This is a genomic window from Thermoanaerobacter siderophilus SR4 (genome assembly GCF_000262445.1).
GTDB lineage: Bacteria > Bacillota > Thermoanaerobacteria > Thermoanaerobacterales > Thermoanaerobacteraceae > Thermoanaerobacter > Thermoanaerobacter ethanolicus.
In genome coordinates this window covers 1,579,597-1,601,045 of the sequence record NZ_CM001486.1, presented here as the reverse complement: position 1 = coordinate 1,601,045, position 21,449 = coordinate 1,579,597, and the positions used below count along the sequence as shown (strand labels likewise).

28 protein-coding genes and 3 pseudogenes are annotated in these 21,449 nt (G+C 34.4%); 1 reads left to right on the top strand and 30 read right to left on the bottom strand.

Annotated elements, in window-relative coordinates; genetic code table 11:
- Nucleotides 1–380: pseudogene (locus THESIDRAFT1_RS13005) on the bottom strand (group II intron reverse transcriptase/maturase); the annotation flags it as partial.
- Between the two features lie 458 nt (nucleotides 381–838).
- The gene (locus tag THESIDRAFT1_RS07830; RefSeq protein WP_003869358.1) at nucleotides 839–1,024 is read right to left on the bottom strand and encodes a hypothetical protein; all 186 of its coding nucleotides are present in this window, start codon (nucleotides 1,022–1,024) and stop codon (nucleotides 839–841) included.
- A gap of 306 nt (nucleotides 1,025–1,330) precedes the next feature.
- On the opposite strand from THESIDRAFT1_RS07830, the gene THESIDRAFT1_RS07825 reads away from it, so the two are divergent.
- A complete protein-coding gene (locus tag THESIDRAFT1_RS07825) occupies nucleotides 1,331–2,569 on the top strand; it encodes a S8 family peptidase (RefSeq protein WP_006570034.1) in 1,239 nt (412 codons plus the stop codon).
- Nucleotides 2,570–2,582: 13 nt separating this feature from the next.
- Here THESIDRAFT1_RS07825 and THESIDRAFT1_RS07820 read toward each other — a convergent pair whose 3' ends face one another.
- The 28 genes and pseudogenes from THESIDRAFT1_RS07820 to THESIDRAFT1_RS13495 all read right to left on the bottom strand — a co-directional run bounded on the left by THESIDRAFT1_RS07820 (nucleotide 2,583) and on the right by THESIDRAFT1_RS13495 (nucleotide 21,391).
- Nucleotides 2,583–2,996: a HutP family protein gene (locus THESIDRAFT1_RS07820; protein ID WP_003869355.1), complete on the bottom strand. Its 414-nt coding sequence runs from the start codon at nucleotides 2,994–2,996 to the stop codon at nucleotides 2,583–2,585.
- An 11-nt stretch (nucleotides 2,997–3,007) separates the two neighbouring features.
- Complete coding sequence (locus THESIDRAFT1_RS07815; RefSeq protein ID WP_006570033.1) at nucleotides 3,008–3,703, bottom strand: DUF554 domain-containing protein; 696 nt, start codon at nucleotides 3,701–3,703, stop codon at nucleotides 3,008–3,010.
- Nucleotides 3,704–4,597 (bottom strand): DNA-3-methyladenine glycosylase family protein, encoded by an 894-nt coding sequence (locus THESIDRAFT1_RS07810; RefSeq protein ID WP_003869353.1) that lies wholly within the window; start codon nucleotides 4,595–4,597, stop codon nucleotides 3,704–3,706. It lies immediately after the preceding gene.
- 138 nt (nucleotides 4,598–4,735) lie between these two features.
- Nucleotides 4,736–6,126 (bottom strand): annotated as a pseudogene (gene gltA, locus THESIDRAFT1_RS07805) (NADPH-dependent glutamate synthase).
- Entirely contained in the window at nucleotides 6,116–6,967 is an 852-nt protein-coding gene (locus tag THESIDRAFT1_RS07800) for a sulfide/dihydroorotate dehydrogenase-like FAD/NAD-binding protein (RefSeq protein ID WP_006570031.1), read from the bottom strand. Before THESIDRAFT1_RS07800 ends, gltA begins: the two are co-directional and overlap by 11 nt.
- A gap of 1 nt (nucleotide 6,968) precedes the next feature.
- Nucleotides 6,969–7,799, bottom strand: coding sequence for an Asp23/Gls24 family envelope stress response protein (locus THESIDRAFT1_RS07795; protein ID WP_006570030.1), 831 nt, complete (start codon nucleotides 7,797–7,799; stop codon nucleotides 6,969–6,971).
- A 393-nt stretch (nucleotides 7,800–8,192) separates the two neighbouring features.
- Entirely contained in the window at nucleotides 8,193–8,324 is a 132-nt protein-coding gene (locus tag THESIDRAFT1_RS13000; protein ID WP_003866832.1) for a cyclic lactone autoinducer peptide, read from the bottom strand.
- 252 nt (nucleotides 8,325–8,576) lie between these two features.
- A complete protein-coding gene (locus tag THESIDRAFT1_RS07790) occupies nucleotides 8,577–9,161 on the bottom strand; it encodes an accessory gene regulator B family protein (protein WP_006570029.1) in 585 nt (194 codons plus the stop codon).
- Nucleotides 9,154–10,017: a sensor histidine kinase gene (locus THESIDRAFT1_RS07785; RefSeq protein WP_006570028.1), complete on the bottom strand. Its 864-nt coding sequence runs from the start codon at nucleotides 10,015–10,017 to the stop codon at nucleotides 9,154–9,156. The genes THESIDRAFT1_RS07790 and THESIDRAFT1_RS07785 overlap by 8 nt, the downstream gene beginning before the upstream one ends.
- Before the next feature lie 19 nt (nucleotides 10,018–10,036).
- Nucleotides 10,037–10,747 (bottom strand): LytR/AlgR family response regulator transcription factor, encoded by a 711-nt coding sequence (locus THESIDRAFT1_RS07780; RefSeq protein WP_006570027.1) that lies wholly within the window; start codon nucleotides 10,745–10,747, stop codon nucleotides 10,037–10,039.
- A 21-nt stretch (nucleotides 10,748–10,768) separates the two neighbouring features.
- On the bottom strand, nucleotides 10,769–11,227 hold the full coding sequence (locus THESIDRAFT1_RS07775; protein ID WP_003869348.1) for a hypothetical protein: 459 nt from the start codon (nucleotides 11,225–11,227) through the stop codon (nucleotides 10,769–10,771).
- Nucleotides 11,228–11,542: 315 nt separating this feature from the next.
- On the bottom strand, nucleotides 11,543–11,830 hold the full coding sequence (locus tag THESIDRAFT1_RS07770) for a 3-hydroxyacyl-CoA dehydrogenase family protein (RefSeq protein ID WP_050985860.1): 288 nt from the start codon (nucleotides 11,828–11,830) through the stop codon (nucleotides 11,543–11,545).
- A 114-nt stretch (nucleotides 11,831–11,944) separates the two neighbouring features.
- Entirely contained in the window at nucleotides 11,945–12,967 is a 1,023-nt protein-coding gene (locus THESIDRAFT1_RS07765) for a DUF1646 domain-containing protein (protein ID WP_006570026.1), read from the bottom strand.
- On the bottom strand, nucleotides 12,894–13,148 hold the full coding sequence (locus THESIDRAFT1_RS14950; RefSeq protein WP_157632015.1) for a transposase: 255 nt from the start codon (nucleotides 13,146–13,148) through the stop codon (nucleotides 12,894–12,896). The genes THESIDRAFT1_RS07765 and THESIDRAFT1_RS14950 overlap by 74 nt, the downstream gene beginning before the upstream one ends.
- Nucleotides 13,138–13,403: pseudogene (locus tag THESIDRAFT1_RS12675) on the bottom strand (transposase). The gene THESIDRAFT1_RS14950 and the pseudogene THESIDRAFT1_RS12675 overlap by 11 nt, the downstream one beginning before the upstream one ends.
- A 207-nt stretch (nucleotides 13,404–13,610) precedes the next feature.
- Nucleotides 13,611–13,685, bottom strand: coding sequence for a hypothetical protein (locus tag THESIDRAFT1_RS15180; protein ID WP_279625031.1), 75 nt, complete (start codon nucleotides 13,683–13,685; stop codon nucleotides 13,611–13,613).
- The gene (locus THESIDRAFT1_RS07755; RefSeq protein ID WP_050985858.1) at nucleotides 13,651–13,992 is read right to left on the bottom strand and encodes a transposase; all 342 of its coding nucleotides are present in this window, start codon (nucleotides 13,990–13,992) and stop codon (nucleotides 13,651–13,653) included. Before THESIDRAFT1_RS07755 ends, THESIDRAFT1_RS15180 begins: the two co-directional genes overlap by 35 nt.
- Before the next feature lie 10 nt (nucleotides 13,993–14,002).
- Nucleotides 14,003–14,335, bottom strand: a complete 333-nt coding sequence (locus THESIDRAFT1_RS15175; RefSeq protein WP_483027942.1) for a GntT/GntP/DsdX family permease — start codon at nucleotides 14,333–14,335, stop codon at nucleotides 14,003–14,005.
- Nucleotides 14,336–14,394: 59 nt separating this feature from the next.
- Nucleotides 14,395–14,667 carry a hypothetical protein gene (locus THESIDRAFT1_RS07750; RefSeq protein WP_006570025.1) on the bottom strand — a complete coding sequence of 91 codons (273 nt, stop codon included), beginning with the start codon at nucleotides 14,665–14,667 and terminating at the stop codon, nucleotides 14,395–14,397.
- Between the two features lie 62 nt (nucleotides 14,668–14,729).
- The gene (locus THESIDRAFT1_RS07745) at nucleotides 14,730–16,079 is read right to left on the bottom strand and encodes a benzoate/H(+) symporter BenE family transporter (RefSeq protein ID WP_006570024.1); all 1,350 of its coding nucleotides are present in this window, start codon (nucleotides 16,077–16,079) and stop codon (nucleotides 14,730–14,732) included.
- Between the two features lie 5 nt (nucleotides 16,080–16,084).
- Nucleotides 16,085–16,315 carry a hypothetical protein gene (locus tag THESIDRAFT1_RS07740; protein WP_039929261.1) on the bottom strand — a complete coding sequence of 77 codons (231 nt, stop codon included), beginning with the start codon at nucleotides 16,313–16,315 and terminating at the stop codon, nucleotides 16,085–16,087.
- Nucleotides 16,316–16,418: 103 nt separating this feature from the next.
- The gene (locus THESIDRAFT1_RS15170; protein WP_244262610.1) at nucleotides 16,419–17,105 is read right to left on the bottom strand and encodes an acetyl-CoA hydrolase/transferase family protein; all 687 of its coding nucleotides are present in this window, start codon (nucleotides 17,103–17,105) and stop codon (nucleotides 16,419–16,421) included.
- On the bottom strand, nucleotides 17,102–17,716 hold the full coding sequence (locus THESIDRAFT1_RS15165) for an acetyl-CoA hydrolase/transferase family protein (protein ID WP_244262609.1): 615 nt from the start codon (nucleotides 17,714–17,716) through the stop codon (nucleotides 17,102–17,104). Before THESIDRAFT1_RS15165 ends, THESIDRAFT1_RS15170 begins: the two co-directional genes overlap by 4 nt.
- Nucleotides 17,703–17,996, bottom strand: coding sequence for a NifU family protein (locus THESIDRAFT1_RS07730; RefSeq protein ID WP_006570021.1), 294 nt, complete (start codon nucleotides 17,994–17,996; stop codon nucleotides 17,703–17,705). The genes THESIDRAFT1_RS15165 and THESIDRAFT1_RS07730 overlap by 14 nt, the downstream gene beginning before the upstream one ends.
- 6 nt (nucleotides 17,997–18,002) lie before the next feature.
- Nucleotides 18,003–19,454, bottom strand: a complete 1,452-nt coding sequence (locus THESIDRAFT1_RS07725; RefSeq protein ID WP_006570020.1) for a 4-hydroxyphenylacetate 3-hydroxylase family protein — start codon at nucleotides 19,452–19,454, stop codon at nucleotides 18,003–18,005.
- 209 nt (nucleotides 19,455–19,663) lie between these two features.
- Nucleotides 19,664–20,341, bottom strand: coding sequence for a sigma 54-interacting transcriptional regulator (locus THESIDRAFT1_RS14610; RefSeq protein ID WP_279624995.1), 678 nt, complete (start codon nucleotides 20,339–20,341; stop codon nucleotides 19,664–19,666).
- Nucleotides 20,334–20,585 (bottom strand): sigma 54-interacting transcriptional regulator, encoded by a 252-nt coding sequence (locus tag THESIDRAFT1_RS14605; RefSeq protein ID WP_279624994.1) that lies wholly within the window; start codon nucleotides 20,583–20,585, stop codon nucleotides 20,334–20,336. Before THESIDRAFT1_RS14605 ends, THESIDRAFT1_RS14610 begins: the two co-directional genes overlap by 8 nt.
- Nucleotides 20,582–21,391 carry a PAS domain S-box protein gene (locus THESIDRAFT1_RS13495; RefSeq protein WP_208854053.1) on the bottom strand — a complete coding sequence of 270 codons (810 nt, stop codon included), beginning with the start codon at nucleotides 21,389–21,391 and terminating at the stop codon, nucleotides 20,582–20,584. Before THESIDRAFT1_RS13495 ends, THESIDRAFT1_RS14605 begins: the two co-directional genes overlap by 4 nt.
- Nucleotides 21,392–21,449 lie beyond the last annotated feature (58 nt).

The following is a 21,449-nucleotide window of genomic DNA, read 5'->3' as shown; positions in this document are numbered from 1 at the left end:
GCATTTGTTGCGGCATGGGAGTCTGGTTTGGGAATTTCTACTCTTCGCACTGGTTGTGGTTTGTATTTCCCCTCCAGCAGTTGTTGTTTTATGGTCGGCCAGTTTTCTTTGAGATACGGTAGAAGTTCATCTACTTCCATCCCATCGACTCCATGGCTTCCTTTATTTGCAACAACGCGCTTGTATGCTGCTTCCATGTTCCCTCGTTCTACTATCATTTCAAGCATCTTGCCGGTATATCTTTGTACCTCGTTTCTTCCATCCTCCGACGCCGATGATATACTATGCACTTCCGTTGTCTTTTGAAATTCCATTTCTCTATTCAACGGATAGCCTCTTTGTTGAGTTGTCTGCAGTCTCTGCATATCTTTCGAGTCCATAAGATTTCCAAAACCTCCTAACGTTCGGTCCTTCCTTATCTATTCATGTCTAGATAAGTACTATGACCTCTGCTGACTTCTCAAGGTTCAACCATACATCACTGTATGGGTTGTCACTTCAGATTTTACTTCCATGACTTATCCTTGAGACCTCCCCGGGTAAGAACGATAACTTTCATCTCATATATCTGCCAGATTTACTGTATGGGATTCGGGTAGTGTTGGACTTCGTTTTGTTACGCAAACTCATCCATCCCAATTCAGCCTCTTATCTGGTTCTTGTTCATCAGACCGAGATTTTGCCTTAAGCTTCCTTCAGATTCCACCTCACGATGGACACCCTTGCTCTTGGCTAGTGGTTCCCACTACCAAGCCCACAGCGGACTTTCACCGCCTAGTTATCGCCCATGCCGGGCGCACGTAAACAGGGCTCTATCGCAGGATAGAGCCCTTTAAAATTACTTGAGTTCATTGAAAAACCAGCCTAATCCGCCATCCATTATTATTACAAGGAGTATGAAGAAGAACAGCAATGTCTCTAAAGACCATGTTACATTAAGCCAGCCTCCACCAAGCGCTAATACAAGTATCAAGAAGAAAAACAACAAATTGCTTTCGCCAAAAACTGAACTTGTTCCTGCCATATTGATCCCCCTTTAAGCAATTTTTAACACCTAATCAAGCCTTTGGTTCTTCAACAATGAAACCTGGAACAAACAAGAGGATTAAAAGTATTATGATTATAATCCAAAACCACCCAAATCCTGCTCCGCTTTTATCTACTGGCATAAATATTTTCCTCCTTTCAAGCTTCAACCTTTTTATATGGAGGTCTTTTCAGACCTACTACATAATATGACATAACTTCATATGGTGACACTTTTTAAATTTCCACTAACAAATTTTTATATTTCACATATTGTGTTAATAGCATGAAAGGAGGTAAGCTAATGAATTTAATTCCTATATTTGCTTTTTCAAAAATCGCAAAAGAAATTTATGTAACAAACAAAATTGACAAAAGACTTTTATATAAAGCTATGTACTTGAGAAGCGAATGTGTTCCAGTGATTTTATATTCCCACCTTCCTTATGAGGTCTTAAAAAAAAGAGTTGAAAAATTAGGTGGCAGCATAAAATTTGAACTGCCGATTATAAAAGCTTGGTCAGTGAATTTGCCCTGTGACAAATTAAAAAATTTTGCAGCACTAAAAGGAGTTCATTTCATAGCAGAAGATTCAACTGTGAAGCTTCAGCTTAACATCGCTACACAAGAAATTGCCTCTCGAAAAGTCAACGATTTAGGCTATACAGGAAAAGGAGTAACAATTGCCTTTTTAGATACAGGAATATATCCTCATCCTGATTTTACCAAACCAAAAAATCGCATAGTGGCATTTCACGATGTAGTAAACGGAAAAAAACAGCCTTATGACGACAACGGCCACGGCACTCACGTAGCTGGAGATGCAGCAGGAAATGGATACACTTCTAATGGAAAATACAAAGGAGTAGCCCCTGAAGCTAATATAGTAGCAGTAAAAGTATTAGATGCTTATGGTAGAGGCTTGTCCTCTGACATATTAGCGGGGATGCAATGGGTTTTAGACAATAAAGACAAATACAATATACGAATAGTTTCCCTATCAATAGGAGAAACGCCCTCTCTCCCTACTTTCTTAGATCCTTTGGTAAGAGGAGTAGATACTCTTTGGAGAAATGGATTAGTAGTAACTGTTGCAGCAGGAAATTCCGGACCTAATTACAATACAATAACTTCTCCGGGTACCAGTAAAAATGCAATAACAGTGGGAGCAGTGGATGACAAAAGAACTTCTGATATAAGCGATGATGAAATAGCTCAATTTTCTGGAAGAGGCTCACCTTATCTATACAAACCAGACGTAGTAGCTCCAGGAGTAAAAATAATCTCAACTGCTTCAGGAAATGTACCTTTTGGAGCAGATGAAATAATGATAAATAAGGCCTACAGAAGCGCTACAGGAACTTCTATGGCAACTCCAATCGTAGCAGGTGCAGCAGCACTACTCCTTGAAAAAAATCCTAATTTGACTAATGTACAAATAAAAAATATTTTAAAATCGACAGCAGTAAAAATTGACGATGCAGGATTATGGACACAAGGAAGTGGAATGATAAATATAGAAGAAGCTTTAAAAAAAGCATGAGGGGCTAGCCCCCTCATTTTAATGACCTATGTCCTAGTCCAATTGCCACTTCGTTTAAATTAAGCATACCTACTGCAAAAAACACACAAACGCATAAGTGTTCATCCGCATAAGCAATACCTATTTTCCCTCCAACATTAAGTCCCATAGCCTTATTCATAACCTGCATGACAGCTTCATGCGCAGCTCCTGCTACAGCTCCTTCTGCAGCGTGTGTGTCTTCTATAATTCCTTCTCTTTTAGCCGCTACTACCGCTCTTTCAATAATTTTAGATATAGAATTTACGTATTCTCCACCATAGTCAACAGCTGCAACTTTTACTCCTTGTTGCCAATATTTGTTTTTTAGTATTTCTTCCTCTTCCCTTGTACACATAGCCATTTTTATTGCAATTCTTGCCACATCAATGCTTTTCATTGGCTTCATATTCACACCGCCTAAAATCCTTTTATCATGTTTAGTAAAATCTGATAAAAAATAGGTATAAAAATAGCTGGCAACAAATTCCCCACTTTTATATTCTTAATCTCCAACATATTCAAAGAAATCGCAAATATCAATACTCCTCCTACAGCTGTCATGTCGTCAATCACTGGTTTTGTCAAAAGCCCTTGCAAAAAAGATGCACCTAATGAAATAGAACCTTGATACAAAAATACCGAAATAGCTGAAAAAACAACACCTATTCCAAAAGTAGAAGCAAAAATTATTGAGGAAATTCCATCTAGAACAGATTTAGCAAATAGTATACTGTGGTCTCCTGAAAGTCCATCTTTCAAAGAACCAACAATCGCCATTGCACCAATGCAATAAACTAAACTTGCTGTCACAAAGCCTTTGCTAATTGTAGAACTGTTATCTTTACTTAATTTTTTTTGCAACACATCCCCTAACTTATTAAGATACCCTTCAATGTCTAAAGCCTCTCCTATAACACCGCCTATCACAAGACTTACAATTGCTACCATCAAATTATTAAACTGAAGGCCACTGGAAATCCCTATTATCATCACACTTAAGGCGACACCCTGCATGACTATATTTTTAAACCTTTCCGGAATTCCTACTTTAAGAAGAGTGCCAATAGTACCACCCGCAATTATTGCAATTGAATTTACAACAGTTCCTAACATTTATTTCTTCCTTTCGTTAAAGATTTTTTTCCCCATCTCCCTGCCATAGTAAAATAAATACTGTTGAGCAAATCCAGACAAATCTCCAAATTTATCTATTGCAAACAGTTGAATCTCCAAAGGGGTCCCTTCTCTTTTTAAATACAGATACTCAACAATTCTTTTTATCCATACATCTGTAGGAAAAGTATCGTATCTGCCTATAGAATACAAAATAACACAATCTGCAACTTTTGGACCTACCCCATTTATACTCATAAGAATATCTCTTATCTCATTAGTACTGTATTCAAACAACTTTAACAGGTCTATTTCTCCGGAAAAAACTTTGGAAGCAGCATCAAGTATATATTTCGCTCTAAAGCCACATTTTGTTTGGGCAATCGTCTCAACATCAAACATAACTAATTCTTCTGCTTTGGGAAAAGTATAATATACTCTGCCTTTATACTCAATTGGATTTCCAAAAGAACTAGCAAGATTTTCTATTACTTTCTTTATCTGTGGTATTCTGTTATTTTGAGAGATTATAAATGAAATAAGAGTTTCCCAAGTATCTTGGCGCAAAATCCTTATACCTTGCCCATATTGAATTGCTTCTTTTAATATAGGATCCTTTGAAAGATTTTCTTTTATTTGCTTGTAATCTCTTCCTAAATCAAAATAGTCAAACCAAATGTCATAAAAGTCATTTAAATCTGTATTGTCAATTATCAACACGTCTCCTTCCAATTTCACGTTTATCACTCTATCGTAAGCAACTCCTGTATAGCTTCCATCCTCTTCCTCATTCCATCTAAAACACTGCCCACACTCAAAAGTCTCTTTAAGGTTAAAATCTTCAATCCCCCTTACAATTACCTTTGTCCCCTTTTCTTCCACACTATATTTCATCTTCCTCACCCACATTGAGTTTATTTACTTACTAACTATCATATTTCTCTATCCTGTTAATTATTATTATATAATTTTTTCTGTACAAAAAAAAGCCGAAACCGGCTTTTTTATTAATACAAGTCATAATTTTTGTCTTTATTTTTTATTTCTCAAATATTCATCTATAGCTTTAGCTGCTTGTTTGCCTGCACCCATTGCAAGTATTACAGTTGCAGCACCAGTCACCGCATCGCCACCAGCAAACACACCCGGTTTTGAGGTTTTACCGGTTTCATCGGCAATTATGCCGCCCCATTTTTGAATCTCGATATCTTTTGTAGTGGAAGGAATCAAATTATTAGGGCTTGTTCCTAAAGCCATAATCACTGTATCTACTTCTATTGTAAACTCAGAGCCAGGTATTTCAATAGGTCTCCTTCTTCCTGAGCTATCAGGCTCACCTAATTCCATTCTTATTACATCCATACTTTTTACCCATCCATCTTCTGTCCCATTTATCCTTATTGGGTTAGCTAAAAACTCAAATTTTATACCTTCTTCAATAGCATGCTCTATCTCCTCCGCCCTTGCTGGCATCTCCTCTTTTGAACGCCTGTATACTACAGTTACTTCTTCCACACCATCAAGCCTTAGAGCAGAACGTGCAGCATCCATTGCAACATTTCCTCCACCTATTACAGCTACTCTCTTACCTACTATAATAGGAGTATCATATTCAGGAAATTTATATGCTTTCATAAGATTTATTCTTGTCAAAAATTCATTGGCAGAATAAACACCATTCAAATTCTTGCCCGGAATATCCATTAACTTAGGAAGTCCAGCACCTGTGCCAACAAATACTGCTTCAAAGCCTTCTTCCTCCATTAATTGGTCAATCGTAACTGTCCTTCCCACAACCACGTTAGTCTCAACTTTTGCACCTAATTTCTTTAATCTTTCTATTTCTGCTTCCACAATTCTCTTGGGTAATCTAAATTCGGGAATCCCATAGGTCAAAACTCCACCCAAAGCATGCAAAGCCTCAAAAATTGTAACATCATAGCCCATTTTTAGAAGGTCTCCTGCACAAGTAAGTCCTGCAGGTCCTCCACCTATTATAGCCACTTTTTTATTTTTCTTCTCAGGCTTTACTTCTTCTTCAATATTATTTTGAAGGGCATAATCAGCTACAAATCTCTCTAATCTTCCAATAGCAATAGGTTTGCCAATTTTATTTAATACGCAATTCTTTTCACACTGTTCTTCCTGCGGACATACTCTGCCACAGACGGCAGGTAAACTATTTGTACTCTTTATTATTTTATAAGCCTCTTCAAATTCTCTTTTCGTAATTGCTTTTATAAACTCTGGTATTCTCACATGGACGGGACACCCGGCCACACAAGTAGGTTTAGGACATTGTATACACCTTGAAGCTTCAGCAATTGCCTCCTCTTCAGTATATCCTAACGCTACTTCATTAAAATTTTCCTTCTCTCTTTTGGATCCTGTTCTTTCATAGGCACTCTATCTTTAACGGCCATGGTGATCACCTCCATGATGTTGTTCATACAATTCTAATGACACTTTTTCTTGCTTTTTAAACATATTGAGCCTTGTCATTGCCAAATCAAAATTCACAAGGTGTCCATCAAAAATCGGCCCATCCATACATACAAACTTTGTCTCTCCTCCAACTTCAATCCTACAAGCGCCACACATACCTGTCCCATCTACCATCAATGGGTTCATACTTACTATAGTTGGTATATTGTATTCTTTAGTCATTTTGCAAACATTCTTCATCATTATAACAGGTCCTACAGTAATCACATAATCTACTTCTTTGTCATTTTCTAAAACCTCTTTTAAAACATCCGTGACAAATCCTTTTTTGCCAAGAGTACCGTCATCTGTAGCATAATGTACTTTATCACACACAGCTTCCATTTCTTTTTTGAAAATTACATATTCCTCACTTCGTCCACCTAAAATTGCCTCTACTTTATAACCTTCTTGATGTAACATTTTTAATTTTGGATAAAGAGCAGGTATACCTACACCACCGCCAACACCTAATATCTTTTTTGCATCTTTGGGAACTTCCATCGTATTACCCAAAGGCCCCACAAAATCTAAAATATAATCTCCTTCATTGAGAGTACCCAATAGCTTCGTCGATTTACCAACCTCTTGAAATACAATTGTAACTGTTCCCTTTTCCGGGTCATAATCTGCAATAGTAAGAGGAATTCTTTCCCCTTTATCATAAATTCTAATAATGACAAACTGGCCAGGCTTTGCACTCTTTGCAACTCTTGGCGCTTCAATATCCATGAGTTTGACTACAGGATTTAATACCTCTTTTCTCACGATTTTGTACATATCACACACCCTTTTCTCTAATATTTGTTTTTTCTATATACAAATTTTTTACATAAATGTCCATTTGCAGGACATTTATGGCCGTCATATACTCCAATTGTTTTTTTATATTTTTCATAGCTTCTTTTAATACAGGGATAATTTTGTACCCATACCTCATTGTAACATCTACTTTTAAAATTATACCTTCAGGCCTTCTTTCTGTCAAAACTTTATTAACTTTGTAAACTTCATTAAATAAAATAAGTTCATGAGCCACTATTGAATTTATAACGCTTTCAGAAATGGTATATTTACCTAAATAACTATAATTAGGCCTTACAATGGTTTTTTCAAAATACCCTTTGTTATTCCTCCTAAAAATCCTGAGAGGGTCTAAAAAATAGCCTGAGAACTGCTTTTTAACTTCGAAAGTTGGAACAGGGATAACATGTTTTCCTTCTAACAAGCGTTTTTCACGGGCTATTTCAATCTGTTTAGGTGGGACTACATCTTCAATATATATCCTTACACTCACTGGCGGAAGCCCTAACTTTTCAGCTATAGCATCCACCATTTTATCAGAAGTGCCTATTATAAGGATTTTATCCGGTTTCGCTTCTTCAATAGCTTTTTTTACTTCCTCTACATGCGTAGGATCAGTAAATAATGCTCTTTTTATCGCTCCAATTTTTGTAGCCTCTTTTTTAGCAGAAACCCCAGCAATAATGTTATTACCTTTTATTAAAATTCCATCATCAATGATATACCTAATGCCATACTTGCCAGCAATAAAAGAAGCATGATGGCTTTTCCCCGTCCCACTTTCTCCAACTAAAGAATAAACCTTCAACAGAGTAACCCCCTAAAAATGCAATATAAAAATCAACCAATAATCTTTTGAATTGTTTTACAATATTAATTATACGGTTTTATATAAATTTTTCAATCACAAAAAAAATAGTATTGCTTCAACATGTTATCGAAAAAATTAGCAATGTATACCCCCCTATCCTATACCCCTACAAAGCTTATTATAACTTTCTTACTATTTTAAAGTCAAGACTATCCCCTTAAATCTCTTTCATCAATTCTATTATTTAAGCAAAAATTATACCAATAATTTCTTAAAATACTAAAATAAAAAGTGCCGAAAACTCGGCACAAAATCAATTTAAATCTATGTAAAAACTCAGGAAAATGTTGAAACCCACGAGGGAAGGGTAGAAAAGATCTTTGAGATGTATTACTTTTTCAACAAAACATCAGGAACTTGCGGCTTATAAAACCAGCCGATGCAAGCAGAAGTTACAAGTCCCAATGTGCCTATAAATGTAAGCAGCGTTCCTAATAGTGATAGTGGGTTAATTTTTTTCATTCACTTCACCTCCCACTCATCTTTATTTAATTATACAACATTTAAAAAGCTTTGTGTGGATTTCGGAACGAAAGTGTCATTTTAGGGAACGAAAATGCATTTTTCGCCTAAATATATCCAAATATTTACACAAAATCCCATTTTTTTATGTAATAAATACAATCTATTCCTTTAAAAACCATTAATTTTTTGTATAAAAATATATTCTTTGCTTAGATTTACATAAAAAGGCTGAAAAAATAAAAAATTTTTTTATATCCCTGCTTTTTTAAACAACGTATCTGCAATGTTTACTATAGTTTCTCCTAATGTAGTCCTCATAACACCTTGTAATATAAAACCTATAGATACTAAAAACAATATTTTAATATAGACTATTGAATTGGCGAAAAATAAAAAAATATTTATACCAACTAAAGTCAGAATTATAACCCTGTAAAATTTATTATCCTTCACTATCGCTAAAACTATAAAATATAACAATAGGCTTGTAAAAACTTTAAATTCTAAAGGAAAATGTATATCTACAAATTTCGCTAAAGCAGCAAAAGGTATAAAATAAACTGCCGTAAAAGTTACACATCTATTATAGGTTGAACAATGAGCCCCTCCTGTATTTATTCTCAAAAAAAGAGCAGAAAGCATTATTACTACAGTGTAAAAGCCAAACCCCAATATTAAAGAAATAGCATAAACTAAAGTAAATTCAATTATTACCCCTAAAATTAAGCTTATACCATATTGTATTTTTGCCATTTCAATATCCGTTAAATTTTGCGTTTTAAACAGTCTTTGTGTTAACCTCTCAGCTAACTTTTCGATATTAATTTTAATCACCCTCCAAAGAAAATTTGGGAATTTCTACAATAACGTCAAAGTAACCTTCATCGGTTTGTACTTCTATTTTACCGCGATACTTTTCTACTATATTTCTGACAATATACAGTCCTTCTCCTCTGCCTCTACCCTCTTTTGTAGAAAACCCTTCTTCAAAAAAGATAGATGGTTTTACATTTGTTTGAAAATTATATCTATTCTTTATGTGAAATATATAATCTATTGGGTCTTCTTTCATCTCTATAATTATGTATTTATCTTTTTCCATTTCATCACAAGCCTCTATTGCATTGTCTATTAAATTTCCTAAAACCGAAACTAAATTAAGCACGTGTTTTTTGCTGCACTGGATTTGTGTATCACATTTAAAATCCACTTCAATATCTTTACTCTTAGCATTACTTATTTTCGAATAAAGCAATATATCAATTTCATTTACACCTGTGTTTATCGTCACTAAATTTTTATCAATTTCTTCTATATATGAAGACAAATAATTCTCCAGTTCACTATATCTTTTTTCCTTGACTAATTCAGAAATAATTATCAAGTGATTTTTAATATCATGGTGATTTTGCCTATAGATGCGATTTTGCTCTTCTATGTATTTAAATCTAATACTATTTATCAAAAATTGACGTTCTTCTTTATTTTTAGCATACAGCTCTCTTAACACAAAAATAGAAAACCCATTCAATATAAAAATTAAAATTCCTATGAAAATCCTAAACAACTCTTGATTTTTTGGCTGAAATACATCAAGACTTTTCATAAAATTGTTGTTTACTAGTATTACTATCAATACCATTTGCACTACATAAATCATCATCGCATTTTTGTAACTATCCTTAAACATAAAACCTCTTCCAATCTAACTATGATTTGTAAATAGCTTTTACTCTCCTCCTAAATTCTTCATACAATTCTTTAGAGAGATAAGCCGTATAATTTGAGCCTTTAAAACGTATCTCAAAGGAAGTCCTATTGTTATCTTTCAACAGCTCAACTTTAAAGAGGTTCACTAAAAAAGACCGATTTGTTCTAAAAAACATGCTACCATCTAACAATTCCTCTATTTCTTTTAAAGAGTAATCACATATAAATTTTTCTTTTTGGGTATAAACTATGCTCCTTTTTTTACTGGCTTGAACACAATAAATTTCCTTTGGATTGATAAGCTTTACTCCATCTTCCGTCTTAAAAGGGATAACATTTTCTACTTCCAAAAGTTTTTTCTTTATCCTATCTAAAGTTTCTCTCAGCCTCTTCTCATCAAGGGGTTTCTCAATATAATCAGAAGCATAAAGCTTTACAGCATCTTTTATGTATTCCTCAAAAGAAGTAATAAAAATTATTTCCAAAAAAGGCATGTATTCTCTAATCTTTTTCGCCACCTCAATGCCCGATATTCCTGGTAATCCTATATCTAAAATGGCAACGTCCGGTTTAATTTTAATTAATGCTTCTAATGCGTCATTTCCGTCTCCCGTAGAATATTCAACACTTACACCTTCCATTGTTAAAAGAATTTTTATGAGTTCTTTTTTAAAATTTATATCGTCTTCTGCAATGACTATTCTTAACATATAAATTCATCTCCCAATACATTACTCTGTAAATAGATAAAGTTTATATTTGCGTATAGCAAAAGAAACCAAAATTGCTATTAATAATTGGGGTAAAAAACACTCAAATCGTAAGACATAGTTCTTCAATAAAATTACAGGATCTATATCAAATAAAAATTGAATTGCCGTAACATTTAGATATTCTATTATTAAATAAATGGAGACGGATAAAATAACGCTCATCATACCTTTAAAAAAGTCCATAACTTTAAATACCAAAAACAAAATCATTAATACCCCGATATAAAGTATAACATTTACAATATAACTACTGACCAATGGCCTTATAAAGTACAATATGATTCCAGTAAGTAAGCTTATATACAAAATCTCTTTTGGCTTAAACTTTACTCCCCCTAAACCAAAAGCAATACTTATTATAACTGCTGCCTCTGGCACTGAAAACAAAAATACTTCCCAAATCGTCAACTTATCCATTTTTCTCGCCTTTCTACTTTACATAATCTCAAATATAATTGTAATTTTTATTAATTATGATGTCAATTGAATATTAGCATAAAACAATTAAACATTAATTCAATTTAGCCTTTATAAAAAATTGAGAGAAAGAACTCTTTTCTTTCTCTCAAAATTAATTTAAAATTCACTACTACTGCCTTTTTTCATCTTCTTCTACAAAATAAAGTAATAATTAATTGCGAGCTTCTTTTATTTTTTGAATCTCTTTCTCTGACCATTTGTATATGCCTTCCCCTGCTTTACACCCAAGGTGACCTTTATCAACTTTTGCTTTCAAAAAAGAGGAAGGTTCAGTAGAATTACAAAAGAATTACAAAGGTGGGCAAATAGATAAGTAGAAATATTATAAAATATGTCTAATCCTCCAAGGTCCGCACTCTTTAAAGGACCCGTCACGGGTAAACGTCGTCCAAAACCATATTCTACTGCTTTGTCAACTTCTTCAGGTTCAGCCCATCCTTGTTCTACTATATACAATTCTTCTCGCAATAGAGCTAACTGGAGTCTATTACCTATAAAACCAAGACACTCTTTATTAAGCCTCACTGGCTGTTTGCCCAAAAGTTTCACCCATTGATACAACAAGGCTAATCAATAAGGCAAATGGCAAAAATACAAGAAAGAGAAAGAATTGTTTAAAATATTAAAATAGCCTTATGCCTTACTATTAAATTTTTAAATTACAAACAGTACAACATAATATACTAGTAAAAGAATTCCACCTAAAGGAACAGCAGTTCTTGCCCATTCAGTACTTTTTATTTTTAGTTTACCTGCTGAAATGATATTTGGAATATTCCCGGGAATTAACATGCCGCCGCTAATTAACATACCCATTAAAATAGCCCTTACCTGTTCTTGAGTCATTGCCGGAGAAATCTCTGCAGCTGCTAATGTCGCATTATCAACAATTGCAGAAATTGTATTTACCCAATATAAAAGCTCACTTTTCATCTTGACAATATATAAGTCAATTATAGGTTTGAATCCGGTTCCTAAAAGCTCTAGTGCAAAAATAAATACAAACACTTTAAAAGCTCTAATAAACACCTCTTTTATATTCTCATTCGCATCAATATCTTTCATAAAATTCGTTGTACCACTTTCTCTTTTTGCAAAAAATGCCCCAATCAAACCCAGAATTACTACAGCAATTATTACATCAATTCCTATTAACCTTGCAAGGTAAAAAAAGTCAGCATTTAATTTTGAAACAACAATTGTAGCTAGTGGCTCTCCAACAGGCGTTAAAACAGCACCAAGTCCTATTGAGAAACATGCTATAACAATTAGATTTATTTTATTTTTTCGCGTAAGAGGTAAATAGTTTACAATTTCAACAAGAACTAACGATGCAATTATTGCTGTAATAATACTTGACATAAGCCCAAGAAAAACAATTATAATAAAAGCAAAAAGCCTCAAAGATATTTTATCCGTAATCTTTTCCATGCCAATTTTCAGTTTTTCCTTAAATAATGTAAAAACCAATCCTGCAATTAAAACTGCTAAAGTAATATAATATATTAAAGGATTTTTAAAGATGTGCAAAAACAATTCTATGCTAAATTGTTTTGACACAATAACAGATATAATCCCCATTGTAAATAAAAAGTATTCCAAATTATGTTCTACCTGCTTTACCATAAAGGGTAGTAATAGAATAAGAACAAGAATAACAAATAATGCTATGACCATACAAATACCTCCAGTAACTATATATATTTTCACTATCAACATCTAATCGGCGTAGTTTCACATATAACCCGTCTAAATATAAAGCAACATGTTTCATCTTTGCTGATCTTTTGTTCCATTTTTCTATATCTTCTACAACTTCATCTGTAATATTGCTAATTGTCGTAGGGTTACCATACATTTTTTATGAATAAGCCTACTTCTCTTCTGCTCATACCACACTTGTACATGTTTATTATGACTTCTTCAGGCAAATTCTCACAGCGCTGATATGGTTCAAATAATTCGGTATGAAATTGACCTTTATAATTCTTGGTACACTTAAATTTTCTATTTTTCTATATCGAGTTTCAAAATCTCTTTGGTAGTATCCACTTCTACTGCTGTTTAATTCAGGATGTTCACCTGTAAGAAAATTTTTAATCTCTTTTTCCATAATAAATTCCACTTTTTCTTTGATTAATGACAATAAATGCTTTTATTAAATGATAGTATAAAATTTTTGTAGGAGCAACGCTAAAATCCTTTAATGAAAAGTTTATTTAATCCGTTTCATACAAAAACTTTACGCTATCATAAAGTTTTGATAATTGTAATCTGGCTGGATATTGTTAAGACACTGTGGAATGAACTACCCTCACCTCTAGGGGTGGTGGCTTTGTGAGAACCTCACAAAATGAAATTTATCTATTACTACTTTTGCTCCCATAAAATAAATCCTTGCTATTTCTACAAATGGTCTCCACATATCTTGTAATAAAATATTTTACTTTGTCTCTGTTTTTAAATCTCTTGAAATACTCTATTAAAACCTTTCGTTCCCTGTCTTTTAAAATATCTAAAATCCTACCGCTTAAAGGATCAATAATAATACACTGGTATTTGGATCCTCCGGCATTATTTCTAAATTCATCTATGCCGATGGCTTCTGGCAACTCCTCAAAATTACTTCCTACTCCTACTTTATCAAATAGTCTCATAACAGTTGTAACTAACACGTTTGTTGACTTGGTAATTTCGCTCATACTACAATTACTACCAAGTTAGCTGATTATGTAAGCAGCTAGTCGATTGGTCATCCTGTGATATCGAGGCAAAAAATCCACATATAAAATCTTTTTCTGCACTGCTTGCAAACATATCTGCGCTTCTTAAACACCCTGCCAGCATAACAGGGATTGAGACTAACATCGAAATTACTATTACAGTACCTAAATCAGCTCCCAAAATCCCTGTGACAACCAAAGGACCAGGCGTAGGGGGAACAAGTATATGAGTTGTATGCAAGCCCATAGCCAAGGCTACAGCCATTGTTGCCATAGAAATCTTGGTTTCTCTGCTCAATCTTTTTGCTAAACTAGAAAGGATAACAGAAATACCTGGATAAGTCAGCCGTCCACAGGATCGCCTGCTCTGCAGGTATTGCTTTAATCTATATTATTTAGAATCCATTCCACTAATTCATCCTCGCTTACTTTATCTCTGCTTATTAAATATGCCTGTGTATTAATTACTTTATCATAAAGATCTATATAATTTTTACTTTTAACACATCCTCTCCGGCACCCGTTTAAAATAACTAACTCCTTGCTTTCTCTATTATAAAAAATACCATTTAAATACCCATCCAATAAACTTTCATAAACTTTCTTTCTATCATATTGTGAGTTGCACCCACCGCAAAATTTTAATTCTACCATATAATGTTATCACACCTTCTTCAATATCTTAGCTAATATGCTTATTTATATATTTTTAAAAGTTATGATTTTACAACTGTTTTGTGCGTAGTATTTAATTCTGATAGTACAAAGAATAATATTAATCCAACTGCAAATCCCCAAGCTGCGCCCTTAATAGCCAATACAGATCCCATAACACCAGCTATCCCTCTTTCTGTATCATTTCTGCACATATCCATGGCCAATCTTGTACAGATGTAACCTTGTACTAATAATGTTAACGAAAGAGCTACTGGTAAAACCGGTTGAACTAAAGAAACAATCGGAACAGTTGCAACAGAAATAAAAGTTACCCATCTAAATGTCCCTGCGCCGCTATATATGGAATCCATAGCCTTTCTGCCCTCTTTGTATCTTTGAGCAACTGAGGCTGTCACGGCAGCCCATAATGGGCCACATAGCTGTGTATATGGTGCAACAAGAGACATAATTAGGTTCCTTATACCGCTTATAATATTTGATCTATTGGCATTAAAATCAATTTTTTCATCCTGTCTAACTTCATCTGCTTCCCTTATTAGAGCCTCCGCTGTAACAAAGTCACCAAATGCAATTATATAAACCACTATCACCATAGGAATAGCACTCAAAAATAAAGATAGAGAAGGAAATCCTATCCCAAACGGGCTAACCGTCTTTATTATTTGGTTTATATTTGGAATATAGAAAAATGTACCAATTTTGGGCTTTGGAATCGGTAGTTCACCAAATATTGGGCCAATAACAATTGCTAATATTATTGCAGGTAACATACCATAACTGCCTATGACATTAATTAGTTTGAAACGTTCTCTTAATCTAAAAAAACTATTAGAAAATAATAAGTAATAGGCGAAAACCCCTCCGATAGCTATAGAAAAAGGATATAAATTAAACCTCCCATTGGGTCCAAATTCTCCTATAATAGATGCTATACCTGCTCCCAATAGTACCCCTGCTTTAATACAGTTTGGTATAATCTGTATAAGTTTTTCTGCTGCCCCTGTGAAACCCATAATAAAAAACAATATACTAACTAAAAGTTGCAACGCTATCAGTGCCTTGGTGCGCTCCGGTCCCATAGCATAATTGTTCAAATAAGCTATCACAAGTGGAATTGCCGGCGTAATCCATCCAGGTACAACAGGATCTCCCAACAGCACATGTAAGTTGTATAGGAGCCCATTAATTATAACCATTCCCCATGCAATCTCAAACGGAACACCAAGAACATCAGTTAAAACTGGAATTGCACCAAGACAGGTTGCACACATTAATATACCTTGGATAGCTTCTGGCCATTCCCATCTATAATGGATGAACGGCAATCTTATCTTAAATATCCATAATGGAATATATGGTTGTTCTTTCCCGTATTCCCTGGCTAACATAGTTATTAACCTCCACGCCTTTTTAATATTGGTTTATTTTGTTTTAATGTTAAATATTTCATAAACAAAATTTTTTCAACGTCAACATAAAACTCTATATTTTGAAATTCTTTTGGATAATATATTGTTATACCTTCTACAATATCTTTTAAATAATTTGTGTCTTCAAGAACATCTTCTGGAACCCCAATTAGATTTTTGGTAGAAAACTTTCTACATTGCCACCTCCTCAACAACTTCCAGAGAATAATTCAGAGATTATTGTACATACTCCACCTTTCTCTTTAACAAACTTCCTTGCTTCATTACTAAAAAAGAATTTCATACACCTCATCTCAATTAAAAATTTTTAAATCTTTCTTTTGCTTTTTCTAAAAGAAAATCTCTAAACTTCGGATGTGCAATATTAATAAGTTCCCTAGCTCTCTCTCGCAAAGTTTTGCCTCTAAGGTCTGCTATACCGTATTCAGTTACTACATATTGCACATCGTTCCTTGACGTTGTAACAGCTGCCCCTTCATCAAGATATGGGACAATCCTTGATACTTTGCCGCCCGCTGCGGTAGACGGCATCGCAATTATGGCTTTGCCATCTTTGGCAAGCGCTGCTCCTCTTACAAAATCTACCTGCCCCCCGGTTCCACTAAACTGTTTAATGCCTATACTCTCTGCAGCCACTTGACCCATTAGATCAATTTGTATAGCTGAATTTATGGACACCATTCTATGATTCTGTGCTATTATATACGGATTATTTACATAGTCTACAGGATATAGCCCAACCGCAGGATTATCATTCACAAAATCATATAACTTCTGTGATCCCATTAAAAATGTCGCTATAAATTTACCCTTGTGCAATGTCTTAGCTTTATTTGTTATATTGCCATTCTCCACCAGTTCTACTACACCATCAGAAAACATTTCGGAGTGTATACCTAAATCATTTTTGTCCTTTAGAAAGCTTAAAACTGCATCAGGTATACCACCAATCCCAAGCTGCAGTGTAGAACCGTCTTCAATCAATTTTGCACAATTTTCTCCGATTTTTTTTCTACATCACCAATCTTTGCTCTTTTAAGCTCTATTATTGGCTCCGATGCCTCAACTATATAATCAATATCGCTTACGTGCACGAAACAATCTCCCCCTGTCCTAGGCATTTTTTCATTGACTTCAGCAATTACAATTTTTGCACACTCTACGGCTGCTTTTGTGTAATCGCACGAGACTCCCAAGCTGCAATATCCATGCCTATCAGGTTTCGAAACTTGTATCAAAGCAACATCGACTGGTAATATATTATTTCTAAACAGGTTTGGTATTTCAAAGAAAAAGCAAGGTGTATAATCTCCCCTCCCCTCATTTATCGCTTCTCTTGTGGTAGCCCCAAGAAAAAGGCTATTATGCCAGAAATGTTTTTCCATTCCCGGCTTTGTATATTCAGCTTTTCCCATTGCCACCATGTGAACTATCTCCACATTTTCATACATATCCGCATTCTTTACCATAGCATCAACTAAAAGTTGTGGTTCGCCGCATGCATGCTGAATTACAACTCTATCGCCAGATTTTATATGTTTCACTGCTTCGTCAGGACTAACAACTTTTCTAATATATTCATCATGCCAATTCATCTACCTTACCACCTCTCAAATATCTTTTAGCTAAATCTACCATTTCATTTGATAGACCACTTTCGATGGTAACCTTTTTTATCCCATCCAGCTTATTAAACAAAATTGTTTTTATAAAATTTTCAGTAGTCTCATAGGCAATGGGACAGGTACAACACTGTCCCATTAACCTAAGCCGTATATTACCATCAATATTTTCAATAATCTCTATATCTCCGCCATGTACTCTCAACATTGGTCTTATCAAATTATCCAAAACGCTTTTTATATCTTGATCCATATTTACTCAATCCTCTATTTTAACAATGTCTTTAGCTAATTTCTTTTTCATTTCCAGATTGGCCTGGCGGCTGATCATTATCCTTTGCGCCTGAGGTGAGCCTGCCCCGTGCAGTGATTCAGTGCGATAGCCTACAGCGCCAGTCCCCAAAGTCAGGTTCTCGATAAGCCTCAAAATCTTCATTCTGTTTATTGTCGGAACATTTGAAACTCCTTTGAGATACTTTTCAATATACTTGCCTAATTCAGGATTCTTGAGATCCTTTTCCGATGGCATAGTAACAAAAATTCCACCCGCTATATCTTCTGCTAATCGTGCTATTTCATAAGGAAATCTTGTTACATTTTGCTTACATACGTTTGCTAATAACATGTCAATTTCATAATTCCCCGCCTCTGTAGGATGTCCCTCTGAAGAGCAAGCGATCCCACATGCATACAATGTTTCATTGAGATGCACCATTTCTATCAATTTGTCCTTTATATGCGAGGCTTTTGATGTGCCATTATAATCTGCAATTAAGGCAGCAGCCCCAATTAGCACATCACCGACGCCAACTTTACACCCTCCATAACTTTGCCTATGATATCCAGCAAACCTCTCAACAAGTTTTCCGGAAAAATCGTATTCCCCAAGCATAAATATCCTCTCGTTTGGTACAAATACATTGTCAAATATCACAAGTGCCTCGTGCCCCCCAAATTCAGGGTTACCCCTATCCAATGTACCTTCTTCCAATTTTCTCGTGTCACATGATTGTCTTCCATAAATTATTTTTATCCCAGGAGTGTCTGTCGGTATTGCAAAGCATACAGCATAGTCTTTATCTTCTTCTCTCATGGTCTGCGTAGGCATTACTAAAACCTCATGAGAATTTACAATCCCCGTCTGATGTGCTTTAGCTCCTCTCACAATGATGCCATCTTGTCTTTTTTCTACTACATGTAAAAACAAATCTGGATCTGCCTGCTTTGATGGTGGTAAACTTCGATCACCTTTAGTATCTGTCATTGCTCCATCTACCACCAAATCGTTGGTTTGAACATATTTTAGAAACTCAACAAACCTCTTAAAATATTCAGTGCCATATTTTTTATCTATTTCATAAGTGGTGCTGTAAACTGCATTAATTGCATCCATACCTACGCATCTCTGGAAACAGGCAGCTGTTTTTTGACCTAACAGTCTCTGCATTTTTACTTTTTTAACCAAGTCTTCTTCACTCTGGTGTAAATGCGTAAATCGATTAATCTTTTCACCGGTCAGATTTGAAACAGCTGTCATAAGATCTTCATATAAAGGATCCTGAGCTAATTTATAGGTCATAGCAACAGAATTTAGTGAAGGTCGAATAATCGGATGGTCAACAGGGTCTTTTACTCTCTCTCCAAACAAGTAGACTTCCATATTCATTTTTCGTAAGCTTTCTATATACTCCTCCGGAGTCTTTAAAGGCATCTTTATCATCTCCTTATCAATTTATTTTTTGTTTCAATAAAATGTAGAGCAAAAAGTATGCCATGGCTTAGTTACTGAAATTAATTGAAATTAAAAAACATAGGCCAGCCTTTATCGTTGCATAAGTGCAACATTAAAAAGCTGACCTATGATGTTGCTCAGATTAATTCTACAGAACTTGTAACGTTGCATTAATGCTATGTGTTGCATTAATGCAACGATGCTTTCGCTTTTTTAATTTTTCTCGACAGAGTAGATGGATCAACTTTTAGATGTTGTGCTGCTTTTCTTAGAGAACCATATTTTGTAATAGCCTTTTTTATTAAATCCATTTCAAAAATTGATGTTGCTTCCTGGAGACTCATATTTTCACTGTATAAATGACATTTCTTTTCATTATTAACTTCTTTCTTAATATATTCCGGTAAACAATTTTCATCTATTTCATCATTAGGAGAAGTCAAACAAATATATTCTACAAAATTTTTCAACTCTCTAATGTTCCCAGGCCAACTGTATTCCCTTAAAATATCGTAAACCTTAACATTAAAATATTTATTCATATGGTATTTATTGTTGCATTGATCTAAAAAGCTCAATATTAAAGGAATAATATCGTCTTTTCTCTCGCGTAAAGGTGGTATTTTAATGGGTATTACGTTGAGCCTGTAATACAGATCCTCTCTAAAAGTCCCTTTACTCACCATCTCTTTTAGGTCCTTATTAGAGGCTGCAATAATCCTGACATCTATCGATATTGGTTTTAGACCACCAACTCTATATATTATTCTATCCTGCAAAACCTTCAGCAATTTAACCTGCATATCCAATGGAAGTTCAGATATTTCGTCTAAAAAAAGCGTTCCATTGTTTGCTAACTCAAACAAACCCATCTTGCCATTTTTTAGAAGCACCGGTAAAAGCCCCTTTTTCATATCCAAATAGCTCAGATTCTAACAAATTTTGGGGTATTGCTCCGCAGTTTATTTCAATAAAATTCCCTTTATGCCGCTCACTGTTATCGTGAATTAGTTTAGCTATTTCACTTTTACCTACCCCCGTCTCACCGAGCAATAAAATAGTTGTATCAAATCTGGCAAGTTTAAGAACAACATTTAATAGATTTATCATAGCTTTGTCAGTAAAAACCAGTTGTGGTACCTGGAACGTTTTTCTTTTATATATTCCAACTCCGAACGGTATTTTTCGTTTAATACTTTAGTCGCTGAAAGTTCCTCCTGTAACTTTACTAACTCAGATATATCCCTTACGTTTGTCACTATATATTTCATCTTTCCATCGCTGTCATAAACAGGTATGCTTGTAATCAATATCTCTTTGCCAGATAATAGCCTTTGCCTTAAAGTTACCTGGGTACCCCTTTCCATAACCAACAGAGAACCAGATTGGCTATAAAATCCTTTTTCAACTAATTCCTTCATGTTATGACCAAGAACCAAATCTGCTGTTATCCCGGTTATTCTTTCATATGCTTTATTTACAAGAATAGTGTTCGCCTCTCCGTCGGTCACATATATACCATCATATGATGAATCTATAATAGCCTTCAGCATATTATTCAACTCTTTATATTTGTTGAGTTCATCAACTATATATTCATATTTTGACACATCTTGAAAAATAAAAACAAAGCCTTTTGCCATTCCTTCCTCATCAATAAATAGTTCATCAATCAATATAACCTTAGTTTTATATACAACCTTAAATGTATAGTGGTTATTCCTAATATTTTCATTTTTACATTCAAGATCGATCAACTCGTTTAGTTTCTTGCCAATTATATTTTCTCTCTCAACCTCAAGAATGTAGGAGGCCATCTTATTCGCAAATTTAATAAGAAATTCTTCGTCAGTCACAACAACACCATTCGTCGAATTCTCAATAATGTACTTATACATCTCATTTTCCAAACCCATATTCATCACCTGATTAAATTAATTTTTATATAATAATTCTATTAAAATTTTGAATTTC

What these genes read in the sequence shown, in the direction of transcription:
- THESIDRAFT1_RS07830 (WP_003869358.1), bottom strand. Translation starts at nt 1,024, where the DNA reads ATGGCAGGAACAAGTTCAGTTTTTGGCGAAAGCAATTTGTTGTTTTTC.
- THESIDRAFT1_RS07825 (WP_006570034.1), top strand. Translation starts at nt 1,331, where the DNA reads ATGAATTTAATTCCTATATTTGCTTTTTCAAAAATCGCAAAAGAAATT.
- THESIDRAFT1_RS07820 (WP_003869355.1), bottom strand. Translation starts at nt 2,996, where the DNA reads ATGAAGCCAATGAAAAGCATTGATGTGGCAAGAATTGCAATAAAAATG.
- THESIDRAFT1_RS07815 (WP_006570033.1), bottom strand. Translation starts at nt 3,703, where the DNA reads ATGTTAGGAACTGTTGTAAATTCAATTGCAATAATTGCGGGTGGTACT.
- THESIDRAFT1_RS07810 (WP_003869353.1), bottom strand. Translation starts at nt 4,597, where the DNA reads ATGAAATATAGTGTGGAAGAAAAGGGGACAAAGGTAATTGTAAGGGGG.
- THESIDRAFT1_RS07800 (WP_006570031.1), bottom strand. Translation starts at nt 6,967, where the DNA reads ATGTACAAAATCGTGAGAAAAGAGGTATTAAATCCTGTAGTCAAACTC.
- THESIDRAFT1_RS13000 (WP_003866832.1), bottom strand. Translation starts at nt 8,324, where the DNA reads ATGAAAAAAATTAACCCACTATCACTATTAGGAACGCTGCTTACATTT.
- THESIDRAFT1_RS07785 (WP_006570028.1), bottom strand. Translation starts at nt 10,017, where the DNA reads ATGTTTAAGGATAGTTACAAAAATGCGATGATGATTTATGTAGTGCAA.
- THESIDRAFT1_RS07780 (WP_006570027.1), bottom strand. Translation starts at nt 10,747, where the DNA reads ATGTTAAGAATAGTCATTGCAGAAGACGATATAAATTTTAAAAAAGAA.
- THESIDRAFT1_RS07775 (WP_003869348.1), bottom strand. Translation starts at nt 11,227, where the DNA reads ATGGATAAGTTGACGATTTGGGAAGTATTTTTGTTTTCAGTGCCAGAG.
- THESIDRAFT1_RS07765 (WP_006570026.1), bottom strand. Translation starts at nt 12,967, where the DNA reads ATGGTCATAGCATTATTTGTTATTCTTGTTCTTATTCTATTACTACCC.
- THESIDRAFT1_RS14950 (WP_157632015.1), bottom strand. Translation starts at nt 13,148, where the DNA reads ATGTATGGTAACCCTACGACAATTAGCAATATTACAGATGAAGTTGTA.
- THESIDRAFT1_RS07755 (WP_050985858.1), bottom strand. Translation starts at nt 13,992, where the DNA reads ATGAGCGAAATTACCAAGTCAACAAACGTGTTAGTTACAACTGTTATG.
- THESIDRAFT1_RS07750 (WP_006570025.1), bottom strand. Translation starts at nt 14,667, where the DNA reads ATGGTAGAATTAAAATTTTGCGGTGGGTGCAACTCACAATATGATAGA.
- THESIDRAFT1_RS07745 (WP_006570024.1), bottom strand. Translation starts at nt 16,079, where the DNA reads ATGTTAGCCAGGGAATACGGGAAAGAACAACCATATATTCCATTATGG.
- THESIDRAFT1_RS15165 (WP_244262609.1), bottom strand. Translation starts at nt 17,716, where the DNA reads ATGAATTGGCATGATGAATATATTAGAAAAGTTGTTAGTCCTGACGAA.
- THESIDRAFT1_RS07730 (WP_006570021.1), bottom strand. Translation starts at nt 17,996, where the DNA reads ATGGATCAAGATATAAAAAGCGTTTTGGATAATTTGATAAGACCAATG.
- THESIDRAFT1_RS07725 (WP_006570020.1), bottom strand. Translation starts at nt 19,454, where the DNA reads ATGCCTTTAAAGACTCCGGAGGAGTATATAGAAAGCTTACGAAAAATG.
- THESIDRAFT1_RS14605 (WP_279624994.1), bottom strand. Translation starts at nt 20,585, where the DNA reads ATGATAAATCTATTAAATGTTGTTCTTAAACTTGCCAGATTTGATACA.
- THESIDRAFT1_RS13495 (WP_208854053.1), bottom strand. Translation starts at nt 21,391, where the DNA reads ATGGGTTTGGAAAATGAGATGTATAAGTACATTATTGAGAATTCGACG.